At 37.0% G+C, this 12,520-nt stretch carries 12 protein-coding genes; all 12 read right to left on the bottom strand.

Annotation, left to right across the window (positions count from 1 at the left end; genetic code table 11):
• Positions 1 to 25 precede the first annotated feature (25 nt).
• The 12 genes from ccpN to yqfD all read right to left on the bottom strand — a co-directional run bounded on the left by ccpN (position 26) and on the right by yqfD (position 12,510).
• Positions 26 to 670, bottom strand: coding sequence for a transcriptional regulator CcpN (gene ccpN, locus NST91_RS08890; protein WP_341330840.1), 645 nt, complete (start codon positions 668 to 670; stop codon positions 26 to 28).
• 193 nt (positions 671 to 863) lie between these two features.
• Positions 864 to 2,942, bottom strand: a complete 2,079-nt coding sequence (glyS, locus tag NST91_RS08885) for a glycine--tRNA ligase subunit beta (protein ID WP_341330839.1) — start codon at positions 2,940 to 2,942, stop codon at positions 864 to 866.
• Positions 2,935 to 3,825, bottom strand: a complete 891-nt coding sequence (glyQ, locus tag NST91_RS08880) for a glycine--tRNA ligase subunit alpha (protein WP_099352233.1) — start codon at positions 3,823 to 3,825, stop codon at positions 2,935 to 2,937. The genes glyS and glyQ overlap by 8 nt, the downstream gene beginning before the upstream one ends.
• An 851-nt stretch (positions 3,826 to 4,676) precedes the next feature.
• Positions 4,677 to 5,426, bottom strand: coding sequence for a DNA repair protein RecO (gene recO, locus NST91_RS08875; RefSeq protein WP_341330838.1), 750 nt, complete (start codon positions 5,424 to 5,426; stop codon positions 4,677 to 4,679).
• A 99-nt stretch (positions 5,427 to 5,525) separates the two neighbouring features.
• Entirely contained in the window at positions 5,526 to 5,669 is a 144-nt protein-coding gene (locus NST91_RS08870) for a YqzL family protein (protein ID WP_099352231.1), read from the bottom strand.
• A 151-nt stretch (positions 5,670 to 5,820) separates the two neighbouring features.
• Positions 5,821 to 6,732, bottom strand: coding sequence for a GTPase Era (gene era, locus NST91_RS08865; RefSeq protein WP_341330837.1), 912 nt, complete (start codon positions 6,730 to 6,732; stop codon positions 5,821 to 5,823).
• Positions 6,722 to 7,123 carry a cytidine deaminase gene (locus tag NST91_RS08860; protein WP_121447240.1) on the bottom strand — a complete coding sequence of 134 codons (402 nt, stop codon included), beginning with the start codon at positions 7,121 to 7,123 and terminating at the stop codon, positions 6,722 to 6,724. The genes era and NST91_RS08860 overlap by 11 nt, the downstream gene beginning before the upstream one ends.
• A 124-nt stretch (positions 7,124 to 7,247) precedes the next feature.
• The gene (locus NST91_RS08855) at positions 7,248 to 7,625 is read right to left on the bottom strand and encodes a diacylglycerol kinase family protein (protein ID WP_341330836.1); all 378 of its coding nucleotides are present in this window, start codon (positions 7,623 to 7,625) and stop codon (positions 7,248 to 7,250) included.
• Positions 7,609 to 8,079, bottom strand: coding sequence for an rRNA maturation RNase YbeY (ybeY, locus tag NST91_RS08850; RefSeq protein WP_341330835.1), 471 nt, complete (start codon positions 8,077 to 8,079; stop codon positions 7,609 to 7,611). Before ybeY ends, NST91_RS08855 begins: the two co-directional genes overlap by 17 nt.
• Positions 8,076 to 10,274 carry an HD family phosphohydrolase gene (locus NST91_RS08845; protein ID WP_341330834.1) on the bottom strand — a complete coding sequence of 733 codons (2,199 nt, stop codon included), beginning with the start codon at positions 10,272 to 10,274 and terminating at the stop codon, positions 8,076 to 8,078. Before NST91_RS08845 ends, ybeY begins: the two co-directional genes overlap by 4 nt.
• A gap of 73 nt (positions 10,275 to 10,347) precedes the next feature.
• Positions 10,348 to 11,319: a PhoH family protein gene (locus NST91_RS08840; protein ID WP_341330833.1), complete on the bottom strand. Its 972-nt coding sequence runs from the start codon at positions 11,317 to 11,319 to the stop codon at positions 10,348 to 10,350.
• 3 nt (positions 11,320 to 11,322) lie between these two features.
• Positions 11,323 to 12,510 (bottom strand): sporulation protein YqfD, encoded by a 1,188-nt coding sequence (gene yqfD / locus NST91_RS08835; protein ID WP_341330832.1) that lies wholly within the window; start codon positions 12,508 to 12,510, stop codon positions 11,323 to 11,325.
• Positions 12,511 to 12,520 lie beyond the last annotated feature (10 nt).

Here is a 12,520-nt window from a genome sequence, read left to right as displayed (position 1 = left end):
CCTAACTTAAAAGATCAAATGCTCATTAAAGGATTTCATCACCAGCAAGTCCTACCAACGCTTTTGTCATATTTGTCTTAGTAATTCTGCCAATTACCTCGATACCCCGTTCCGATTGCTTAACAATTGGTAATGCATCAATTTGTTTTTCAATCAATTTATGTGCCACGTCAATTAAAAGATCATCTTTTTCACACATCGTAATATTTGGCATTCTTGTCATAATAATAGTAACAGGGACAGATTTTAAATCTTGATTTCCAAGACTTGCCCGCAGTAAGTCTTTTCGAGATAAAACGCCAACAAGAAGTGAGGATTTATCCACTACAAACAATGTACCGACATCTTCTAAAAACATAGTAACAATTGCATCATAGACAGATATACTCTCATTTATCACAACAGGGATAGATTGGTAATCCATCACTTTAATTTTGTTTATTCTATCCGCAAGTAATTGCTGCCCTGTTTTGCCCGTATAGAAATAGCCGACACGAGGCCTGGCTTCCAGATATCCTGCCATAGTTAAAATAGCGAGGTCCGGACGAAGAGTAGCCCTAGTCAAATTTAAACGATCTGCAATAGCCTCACCAGTGATAGGCCCATTGTCTTTTACAATTTGTACAATTTGTTGTTGCCGCTTACTCAGTTCTATTGTACTCACCACCATTCCTAAAATCTATACTATTTATTTTAAATATGTAAAGTACTGAAAAGAGTTATACTAATTATTAATTATTATATACTAATTGCGTAATCACGTATAGTAAATAGAAAAAGACTAGGAGCTAATTTTTCTGCTCCTAGTTTTTAATTTGTTTTTTAAATGTGCTTCTTTTTTGAGTTCAAAATGTTGTTCGCGCTTATTTTACAATAATTGCGTTCATGTCCCCAATTAAGTAAATAATGTTCGCTAGTTGCACCATTTGTGCAAGTCTGTTTTGCCTTACTGCCGCATCTTCTGCCATAACCATTGTATGTTCGAAGTATTGATCAATTAGCTCTCTCAATGAAGCTAACAAATGGAATGCTTCAGCTACTTCATGATTGTTTAGACTTTCAATTACTTTTGGCTTTACTTCCGTGAACTTCTCAAAAAGATGCTTTTCCTCTTCAGATTGGAAAAGGCTTGGATTAATTTCAGCTTCTTCGCCTTTTTTGGCAATGTTAACAACCCTACCTAATGACTCAATAGTTGTTTTAAAATCTTGATGGTCCTTGTTGTTCTCAAGCATTTCCGCTTTTTTAATAACAAGACCAACATTTCCAATCTGGGTGCCAAGAACCGCGTCAATTATATCATAGCGGATGTTTCTAGTATTTAGTTCATGTTTGATTCGTAATTTAAAGAACTGAACAAGTTCTTTCTTAATTTCTTGTTTTTCAAGTTTCGCAACTTTTGCCTCAATAAACAGATCTAAAACATCATCGATTAGTTCTTCAAGGCCAATATTCCAACCTTTATCAAGTAAGATTTGAACGACACCAGAAGCCATACGGCGTAATGCATATGGATCCTGTGAACCTGTTGGAATAATACCGATAGAGAAACATCCAATGATTGTATCCAATTTATCAGCTAAACTAACTAATGCTCCAATAGTGGAAGTTGGACTAGAATCGTCAGCATGTCTAGGCATGTAATGCTCGTTAATAGCTACCGCCACCGCCTCGTCTTCTCCACTAATTCGTGCATAGCGTTCACCCATTACACCCTGAAGCTCAGGAAATTCATATACCATATTGGTTACAAGGTCAAATTTGCATATTTCGGCTGCTCTATTTGCTTTTTCCTGTGTTTGACTATCAATTTTCAAAAGTTCTGACACGTTCTTAGTGATAAGCTGGATTCTTCTAACCTTATCACCAATTGAACCAATCTCTTCATGGTAAATGATTTTATCAAGCTTTTGAACTAAGTTATCAATTTCTAACTTTTGATCTTCTTTATAAAAGAAGTCTGCATCAGATAAACGTGCTCGTAAAACCTTCTCATTCCCTCTAGCAACTTTTTCAAGATAGTTATGATCACCATTACGAACTGCAACAAAGTAAGGTAGCAGAGCCCCGTTTTTGTCCTTTACAGGAAAATAACGCTGATGCTCCCTCATACTTGTAATTAAGACTTCTTCAGGTAAATTCAAGAATTCTTCTTCAAATTTTCCGAAAAAAGCAGTAGGATATTCAACAAGATTCGTTACTTCACTAAGTAAATCTTCGTCAATTGGAATCTCCCAATTATTGTCTTCTTCAAGTATTTTAATTTGATTCGTAATGGCTTCCTTACGCTCTAAATAATCCGCAATAACATACTGAGACATAAGCACTTTTTCATAGTCCCTAGGAGATGTGACTTCAACCTCTTGGCCTAAGAAACGATGTCCCCATGTTTTATTCCCTGATGATACATTTGTAATTGTGATTGGAATAATTTCATCTCCAAACAAAGCAACAATCCATTTAATAGGACGGACATAGCGTAGATCTTGATCGCCCCAGCGCATATTTTTAGGGAATGAAAGATGTACGATAACATTCTCAAGTTCACCTAAGATTTCTTTTGTGTTTTTTCCTTGAATAAATTTATTGATATGTGCGTATTCCACACCATTTATTTCTTTAAAAAAGATGTCCTCAACAGTAGCACCCTGTCCTCTTGTGAACCCCATTGCAGCTTTTGTCCAATTTCCATCTTGGTCTAAAGCAATTTTTTTCGCAGGACCTTTTGCTTCTAGTTCAACATCCTTTTGTTTGTCAGCAACGTCCCGAACAAGAACTGCTAGTCTTCTCGGTGAAGAAAAACTCTCTACCTGCTCAAATGAAATATTATGTTCAATCAACCAATTTGTAATCTTGTCAGAAAGCTGATTCATAGAATCTGTTACAAAGCGTGCTGGCATTTCCTCTAATCCAATTTCAATCAATAAATCTCGATTACTCATTACGATCGTCTCCTTTTGCCTTCAGCATCGGGAAGCCCAATTTTTCCCGCTCTTCATAAAACGTCTTAGCTACCTTACGAGCTAAATTACGAACTCTGCCGATATATCCTGTTCTTTCGGTAACTGAAATTGCTCCCCTTGCATCTAATTGATTAAAGGTGTGAGAACATTTTAAAACATAGTCATAGGCTGGATGGACGAGTCCTTCGTCCATTTGACGATGCGCTTCCTTTTCATAAATGCTAAATAAGTTAAAAAGCATTTCTGTATCTGATGTTTCAAACGTATACTTTGAATGTTCGTATTCAGGCTGATGGAAAATATCTCGAACTGTAAATCCTTTTGTCCATTCAAGATCAAATACATTTTCTTTATCTTGAATGTATGAGGCTAAACGTTCAATTCCATATGTAATTTCGACTGACACTGGCTTACATTCAATGCCTCCAACTTGTTGGAAATAGGTAAATTGAGTAACTTCCATCCCATCTAGCCATACCTCCCAGCCAAGTCCCGCTGCTCCAAGTGTTGGTGCTTCCCAATTATCTTCAACGAAGCGGATATCATGTTCTAATGGATTGATTCCTAATGCACGTAAGGAATCCAGATATAATTCCTGAATATTATCAGGCGACGGTTTCATGATCACCTGAAATTGATGGTGTTGATATAAGCGGTTTGGGTTTTCTCCGTAACGGCCATCGACTGGACGTCTTGAAGGTTCAACATATGCCACATTCCATGGCTCAGGGCCAAGGCTTCTGAGAAATGTGTAGGGGCTCATTGTTCCTGCACCTTTTTCAACGTCATAGGCCTGCATCAGAATGCAACCTTGATCTGACCAATGCTTCTGTAGGGTTAATATCATTTCTTGAATATTCATTAATCTTGCACCTCCAAAATTATAAAGCGGAAGCGCCTTGCTCAGAAACGAGGAAACTGGCCGACTAGAATCGCCACGTCCTGTGGCAACGTCGGCACTAGCACTTCCTGTGCGTCGGATATTCCGACAAAGAGGCAATATTTGCCTCTGCAGGAGGAGTTGAAGTTTCTCGAGTTTCTAGGCGCTGCAGCTAGATTGAAAAAACTATTTAAAATAAAATAAAAAAACTCCCCTCCTCTATGCCTAATTGTAGACATAGGGACGAGAGTTTACCCGCGGTTCCACCCTATTTGCAAATAACTCTATTATGAGTTATTGCCTCTTTCAAGCGATACACTCTGGAACGCCTTCCTTATCTGTTCATACCCTAGCTTCCACCATCCTAGGTTCGCTTTTATGAACTAAAGCGGATGTTCAAAAGTCCGGTAAAAATGACACATCGAATTTCTTCGTTGGCTTGCTTTTCCGTTCCTTGGAAAAGAAAATCACTTTTCCTTCGTGCTAGAACATCTGCTCACGTATTAACTGCATACGTTCCGCTACTCAAAGCTGCACCGTCTCGAACTTCTTGGTCCTTTTTATCCTTCTTTTTGCACACTCACTGTAATAAGTACTACTTTCCTTCACCGTGCAAATATTTTTAGATGAATTTCAAAAAGTAGCCAAATGATAAGACTTCGAATCTCTGCGTCACTCGGCCTCTACGGTCCTCACGTATTAAAATTAAAAGCATACGCTGCGGTCCTCAAGGCACTCTTTCCTTGACCTTCTCGCTTCTGATTCGTCAACTTTTTGAACTCTTATTTTAATTGAACTATATTCCAATTTCACTGCGATGTCAAGTCGCCACGTTAGGTTAGACGTAAATTTTCAAGTTGGTCTAGGAATCGTTTAGACTTTAGATACAAGCCTGAATATTCCTCGTAGTACATGTCAATAACCATCTTCAATTCTTTCTTCGTTTCGTCTTTTACGGCAATTTTTCCTAATCGGTTTAAATCAAAATAATAAAATAAGCGCAACAATCGTATTGTTGCTTGCGATACTTTTAAATGATAGGGTTCTTTTTCATAACAACGGTGGCAAAGTAAGCCACCCTCTCTAACTGAAAAAGCAAATTCTCCCTCTGTACTGTTACAGTTTGTACATTCATTAAGTCGAGGATACAACCCAAGCAATGGCAGCATCTTAAGCTCATATATGTACAATAGAATATCAGGATCATACCCCTCATTTAAGTAATTTAGTGTTTGATACAACATTTCAAATAAAAACGGGTTTGATCTCTTATCTTCAGTACATTTATCAGTTAACTCGACAACATAAGATGCATATGCCGTTAGGAAAATATCTTCCCGAATACTTCGGAAGGTTGAAATCGTTTCACCTTGTTGTAAAACACCTAAACCTGACGTCTTTTGAACTAAAAACTGTCCATATGTAAAAACCTGGGTAATGGCTGCGAGGCGACTACTAGGTTTCTTCGCACCTCTTGCCATTACCCCTATTTTCCCCCATTCACGGGTATACAAAGTTACGATTTTATTTGTTTCACCATAATCACTTGTTCTTATGATAATACCTTCGCATTTTTGTAGCACTACTGTCACCATCCGTTGGCAACTAGGCAATCCAATTACCATTGTTTATTTGCGTCATACATGCCTTATAAAGGTTTAAGACGCTTGTTTTTAGGATGGTCAAGTAATTGGAAAATCTATTTCTGCTAGCTCCTCACTTTGTGCCTCGGGTCTCTCTGTCTTCTCTTGTTCCAATTCCTTAAAAAGAAGATACGTATCAACATTACCTGTTTGACTAAACACCTTCCAGGTAAAATCTAACATAGTAACCCCACCTTTCTGTAATTTAAACACTAGCAAAGACTATTCCAATTTCATTCACTTGTAAGAATATCATGACCGAAAATCCTAAAAAACATGTTACATAAATTTTGCTAATCCGTGTATTTTTTTGGAATTTACGTATACTTAGACTTTAATATTCATCTTCCCTAAAGCCATAATCGCGAAGTTGAGAACTTTTGTTGCGCCAGTCCTTTTGAACCTTAACCCAAAGCTCTAGAAAAACTTTTGAACCGAGCAATGCTTCAATATCTGCTCTTGCTCGTTTTCCTACTTCTTTTAGCATACTGCCCTGCTTTCCAATTACGATTCCTTTTTGGGAATTACGTTCGACAATAATAGTAGCTCCAACGTACACCGTATTTCCACTTTCTCTTCTTTCGAGTGAATCCATTACAACTGCAATCGAGTGTGGGATTTCCTCTCTCGTTAGGTGAAGAACTTTTTCACGAATCAATTCCGTAATAATGAATCGCTCAGGATGGTCCGTTACCTGATCAGCAGGATAGTATTGAGGTCCCTCTGGTAAATAAACTTTGATCTGTTCAACTAATCTAGCGGTATTCGTTCCTTGGAGTGCTGAAATTGGAACTATTTCCTTAAATGGATAAAGTCCTTTGTACTTCTCGATCAACTCCAATAATTGGTCAGGATGTATTTGGTCTATCTTATTAACAACGAGAAAAACTGGTGTCTGAATATTTTTTAGTCGTTCAATAATAAACTCATCCCCACGACCATAACCTTCTTCCGCATTGATCATAAATAAAACTAGATCAACTTCCTTAAGAGTGTTCTGAGCGACTTTCATCATAAAATCGCCCAGCTTATGCTTTGGCTTATGAATACCAGGCGTGTCAATAAAAATAATTTGAGAATTTTCTTCGGTATAAACACCTTGGACTTTATTTCGTGTCGTCTGTGGTTTATCACTCATTATAGCAATTTTTTGTCCAATAACATGATTTAAAAAAGTGGATTTTCCAACATTCGGTCGTCCTATTATTGAAACAAACCCTGATTTATAATTAGTCTTAGTTTCCATGTAAATCCTCCGGTGTAAATGCTCCTGGTAGCAGTTCATCAATTGTAATCTCTTGTACGTCACCTTTAAGATTCGATAAGAATACCTTTGTATCACGTCCACAAAGCTCTGAAATCACTTGACGACATGAGCCACAAGGCGGTACTGGTCGTTCTGTATCTGCAACTACAGCTATTGCTGCAAACTCTTTATCTCCTTCAGAAACAGCCTTAAATAGTGCTGTCCTTTCTGCACAGTTTGTTACACTGTATGCTGCATTTTCGATATTACAGCCATGGTACACTTTACCATCCTTTGTTAATATCGCAGCCCCTACTTTAAATTTTGAATATGGAACATATGCTAATTCTCTTGCTTTTTTCGCTTCGTTGATTAGTTCCTCTGTTTTCACTATTTCTTCTTCCTTTCTTCGTATCTAAGTACGGAAGTGTATTTTCATTTTACATAAAAACGTTCACGAAATCATCGTTTATGTTTCATTTGTTACATATGTTACATAATTGTAAGAATTTTCTCTAAATTAGATAAGGTAGAAAAATGATGAATCCAACTAAAATGGAGATTATCGCATATATAAGAACAGCTCCGGCCGCAATATCTTTAGCCTTTTTGGCTAAGGGGTGATACTCATCCGTGACTAAATCAACCACTTTTTCAATTGCGGTATTTAGCATTTCTATTGCAAACATTCCACCGAATAAAAGGAGTACAATCAACCATTCTACCTTTGTAATATGAAACAAGAAACCACAAAAAATAACGATAACCGAGAAAAAAAAATGAATTTGCAGATTTCGTTCTGAAAAAAATGCTTCTCGCAAGCCTTGTAAAGCATACGAAAAGCTATTGATTAAGCGTGACCATTCATTCTTTTGTTTATCTTTCAAGACCATACGCCTCTAAAATTTCCTTTTGTCTTGAAAACATTTTTTCCTCATCTTGTTTTGTTATGTGGTCATAGCCAAGTAAATGCAAGAAACCATGGACAGCAAGGAAACCTAATTCCCTTGCAAAAGAATGACCATAATCTTCAGCCTGTTCCTTTGCTCTCGGAATCGAGATGATGATATCCCCTAATACTTTTGGTATGTCTTCACCGACAATCGCAATTTCCCCTTCACCCATCTCTTCCATAGCAAATGAAATGACATCAGTCGGTTGATCTTTGTCACGATATTCTCGGTTTATTTCTTTAATCCGTTCGTTATCAACAAACGTGACAGAAACCTCAGTTCCTTCACTGACTCCTTCTTTATCGGCAGCCAAAAATAATAGTTCTTGAACTAATCTACATTCTTCTTCTTTTACTTCACCAATTTCATCATTAAAATCAATTTCTAGTCTCATGCTTCCTTCACCTTCTGTTTTGTGGTCTCGGCAGGGTACTCAATTCTTGAATGAAAAATTCCCTTGAGTGATTCACAAAGTGTTTTCGCAACTACATCAAGCTCTTTAAGAGTTATATCGCATTCATCAAATTGTCCATCCTGTAAGCGGTCCGCAATAATGCTATTTACTAGAGATTCAATTTTATGTGGAGTAGGATTTGATAGAGACCTTACAGCTGCTTCAACACTATCTGCAATCCCAATCACCGCTGCCTCTTTGGTTTGTGCTTTTGGACCTACATATCTAAAATCTGATTCTAGGATATCGCGTTCACTTTGTTGTTTAGCTTTATGGAAAAAATATTTTAACAGTGTTGTACCATGATGCTGTTCTGCTATATCCACGATTTCTTTTGGCATCTTAAATTTTCTCAAAGTTTCTGCCCCGTCTGTAGCATGTGCTGTAATAATTGTTTTGCTAAGCTGCGGTGCAATCTTATCATGCGGATTTTCAATATTCATCTGATTCTCAATAAAGAAATGCGGGCGCTTTGTTTTTCCAATATCATGATAATACGATGACACTCTAGCTAATAATCCATTAGCTCCGATTGCTTCACAGGCAGATTCTGACAAATTCGCAACCATAACACTATGATGATAGGTTCCAGGAGCTTCTGTCAAAATTTTTCGCAGTAACGGATGATTTGGGTTTGATAATTCAATTAATTTCATCGTTGATAAAATATTAAACCCTGCTTCAAAGAATGGTAGTAACCCAATCGTTAATACAGCAGCAATTACACCAGATAAAACGGCCATAATAATCGAAGAACCATAGTCTAGACTTGAATAACTACCGTTTTGCAATAACATAATGGAAAATATGACTAAGATATTGATTAAAGCTACGAAGAGTCCAGCTTGGAGAATTTTCCCCCTACGATTGTGCTTACTTAGGAAAAGTACCCCAGCTAAGCTGCCAAACAGGAAGTAGATCCCCGCTGAGAAATTAAGCGTGCCCGTCACACCTTCATTAAAGATAAGGCTTCCACAAACTGCAAAAACCATGCTTGAAAGTATTGCAACTTTTTCATTAATCAATAGCTTTATCAGCATTGCCCCCATTGCCACGGGCACAATATATCCTATATCAGAATAATCGATTTGTTGGAATAAACTAATACCCTTCATTAATAGAATGGTAATAGTAAAGATAATTGCAAAAATTAATAAATAGATATTCCGATGCCGATCAGTTGGAATCATCTCATTATGAAAATGATAAATTATCCCGGTAATAATTAATAGAATAATCAATAACAGGCCGATGAATGGCTGTATAGGGTTATTAGTGTTAGTCATACCAAGCAGCTCTAACTGACGATATATATCCCTAGTGATTAAGTGTCCTTCTTCAACAATAATTTGACCTTGTAGGATCTTAACCGGCTCGACTGCTTCAATCGCTTGCTGTCGCTTTTCTTCCGTGGCTTCAACATCATAATAGACATTTTGAACAACTGCAAAACGCGCCATTTCCCGCATTGGTTCTCGAAGAGCAGTATCTACACTTGAATAACGTAGTTCCTCCACTACCTTATTTTTTGCAGTCTCAACTTCAGAAGCTGGAATTCTTGTGTTCATCACATTATTAACTGCGGTGATAACTGCATCCTTTGTGCGTGATAATTGATTGGGACTAGCTGTTAATAATGCGGTAAGAACATCGTTTTGAATTCGATCAGTTAAATCTTGTGGAAGTTTTGTTTTTAAAATTTGTAACTTTTCAGAAGCTGTGAGCTGCTTTGGTTCTTCTCCTCGATCATCCTCCGAAAGGTTTTCCCACTCTTTGACCTTTGATTTGTGTATATCCATTGCTTCATTATTTGTTTCATCAATAGAATCAAAAATTGAAATGACTAGGTCAACTTGATTGTCTGCATAATCTGATTTGAGAGTGAAAACATCTTCAACCTCTTTTGCAGCTGCATCTTGTTTTGTTTTTGTGGCAACCTTATCCTCTATTGTCAAAGGTGAACGAATCGTCTGTTCAGAGGGTTTTAAAGCTTCGATTTGTAAAACATCCGGTTTCACATTGCTAAACATGACTAAAAACATAATTCCCGCAAGGAGGATATATATCAAAATATGTAGGGATTGATAGCTTTTTAAGATGGACAACTTATGTTGCAGCTTATTCGGTTTCCTCATCTCTCTAACCTCCTTTAACCTGATTTTACCAGTTTCACTAATGGTAAAAAAGACCCATTTCGCATGGGTCTTGTCATGATTGTCCTGCTTCTGCCTTTTCATAAGCTTCAATGATACGAGCTACAAGTGGGTGACGTACTACATCAGACTGCTCTAAGAAGATAAAGGCAGAACCATATACGTCCTTCAGTATATCCATTACTTCATGTAATCCAGACTTTACCCCTCTAGGTAAATCGATTTGCGAGATATCCCCAGTAATGACCATTTTAGAGCCAAAACCAAGTCGTGTCAAAAACATCTTCATTTGGGCTAGTGTTGTGTTTTGAGCTTCGTCTAAAATGACGAAAGCATCATCAAGAGTACGCCCTCTCATATAGGCTAATGGAGCAATTTCAATTGTTCCTCTTTCTATTAGTCGTTCCGTATGTTCTGCTCCGAGTACGTCATGTAATCCATCATATAATGGTCTTAAATATGGATCGACTTTTTCTTTTAGATCTCCAGGTAAAAATCCTAAGCTTTCACCCGCTTCTACAGCAGGGCGGGTTAGAATAATTCGTTTGACCTGTCCATTTTTTAGTGCATTTACAGCCATTACTACGGCCAAATAAGTTTTTCCTGTACCTGCTGGACCAATCCCGAAAACTAAGTCATGCTGTTTGATAGCAGCTACATATTGGCGTTGTCCATGTGTTTTTACACGAATTGATTTTCCTTTTGCAGTTTTTGTGATTTCTTCATCATATAATTCTTCAAATGAATCTAAATTTCCATTCTTCGCCATTTGAATACAATAAATAACATCACGTTCACTTACTCGTATTCCTTTTCGAATTACCCCAAGAAGCTTTTCAATAATTTCTTCAACTAATTGAACACTTGTTAAATTTCCTGAAACATTAAGTGCCTCGCCTCTAGTTATAATTGAAACATTTAATTCCTCCTCGATCCTTTTAAGGTGGAGGTCATTGTTTCCAAACAGCACAAGTGCTTCGTTTGGATTTTCCAGTTGATGTTTACTCATTACTAAATCTTCTGACATCCTTTAGTCTCCTTGAACTAATGGTATCGTAGTGACGATATTCTCAATAACATTATATTTTATTTCCAATTTTACTTTACCATTGTTAATGGATTGACGCAAAACTTTTTCTTCAATAATTTCGGCATCACTATCCAAATCTTGTTCTAAAGCATTCCGACCTATTCTTTTTGCTTCTTCTACAGCCTCATTTGTTGTATATTTTCTTGTGATTTCTTCACTTTCTCGAATAGCCACTTTTTCATACGCAATTGGAAGTTCCCAATTAAAGAATTTGATATGTCTCTTATCTATTTCAGTTTGATATTCCTTATATTCAACTTTACCATATCCCCATACTGGAATACGTAAATCCCCTATCGAGATATAATGCTTTTGTTTATTTTCTCCTGTCATCACATTAAGTTTCGTTGTAATTTCTACCTCTACTGAAGACTTGTACCAAGTCTCGCCATAAATCTTCCCACGAGCAGGTACGTAGACTTCTTCTCCTTCTTTTCCAATTTTGCCCGAAACTAGTATGTCTCCTTTTTTAACAAGATCATTAACTGCTTTAACTGGTCTTCCTTCTTCGACAATTAATTTTTTGATAATAGCTGTTTTATTTGCAACAAGATTTCTTGGACTATACTGTTCCGGCGGGTCAGGTTGGTTCTTTTCAACAACCTCAAAATGATAGGTCGTCCCATTTAACTCCACACCAATCCAAGTAATATCGTTAATCGCTTCTTCTAAATGCCTTTGTAAGGACTCATTATCTTCAATAAAAAATTGAAGCTTCCCTTTTTCAACTCCAAGTTTCTTCAGCTCTTTAATAATTAAATGTTCTGTTTCTGGCTTAGCACCCTCTACTTTAATGCCCCATACCATATTTGATAACAAAGTAACAATGATAAGAAATAAAAAAGCTCCAATTAGAAATCCACTATTGTATATTGCCTTTTGAACGAGAAATGGCAATCCTTTTTTTCCAATAAAGCGAAGCTTACAATCATTTTTACGGACAACCCTTCGAATTTTTTTTATATCCTTTAAATACATAGAGAAGCTCAGGGCATGGGTTCCTGGCTTCTTTACATCCCACACGACAATTCCTTGTCGTACACATTCATTTATGAATCTCTCTGTACCTTTTCCAGTAATAACAGCTTTGACACTCCCACTAAAAAAGTGCATCCAATGATTTTTCATGCTTATCCCC

Origin of the sequence: Ferdinandcohnia sp. FSL W7-1320 (genome assembly GCF_038050315.1) — a bacterium.
Classification (GTDB): domain Bacteria; phylum Bacillota; class Bacilli; order Bacillales; family Bacillaceae_L; genus Ferdinandcohnia; species Ferdinandcohnia aciditolerans.
This window is presented reverse-complemented; position numbering and strand designations above follow the sequence as displayed.

What these genes read in the sequence shown, in the direction of transcription:
- era (WP_341330837.1), bottom strand. Translation starts at nt 6,732, where the DNA reads ATGGAAACTAAGACTAATTATAAATCAGGGTTTGTTTCAATAATAGGA.
- NST91_RS08845 (WP_341330834.1), bottom strand. Translation starts at nt 10,274, where the DNA reads ATGAGGAAACCGAATAAGCTGCAACATAAGTTGTCCATCTTAAAAAGC.
- NST91_RS08855 (WP_341330836.1), bottom strand. Translation starts at nt 7,625, where the DNA reads ATGGTCTTGAAAGATAAACAAAAGAATGAATGGTCACGCTTAATCAAT.
- yqfD (WP_341330832.1), bottom strand. Translation starts at nt 12,510, where the DNA reads ATGAAAAATCATTGGATGCACTTTTTTAGTGGGAGTGTCAAAGCTGTT.
- ybeY (WP_341330835.1), bottom strand. Translation starts at nt 8,079, where the DNA reads ATGAGACTAGAAATTGATTTTAATGATGAAATTGGTGAAGTAAAAGAA.
- glyS (WP_341330839.1), bottom strand. Translation starts at nt 2,942, where the DNA reads ATGAGTAATCGAGATTTATTGATTGAAATTGGATTAGAGGAAATGCCA.
- NST91_RS08870 (WP_099352231.1), bottom strand. Translation starts at nt 5,669, where the DNA reads ATGTTAGATTTTACCTGGAAGGTGTTTAGTCAAACAGGTAATGTTGAT.
- glyQ (WP_099352233.1), bottom strand. Translation starts at nt 3,825, where the DNA reads ATGAATATTCAAGAAATGATATTAACCCTACAGAAGCATTGGTCAGAT.
- ccpN (WP_341330840.1), bottom strand. Translation starts at nt 670, where the DNA reads ATGGTGGTGAGTACAATAGAACTGAGTAAGCGGCAACAACAAATTGTA.
- NST91_RS08840 (WP_341330833.1), bottom strand. Translation starts at nt 11,319, where the DNA reads ATGTCAGAAGATTTAGTAATGAGTAAACATCAACTGGAAAATCCAAAC.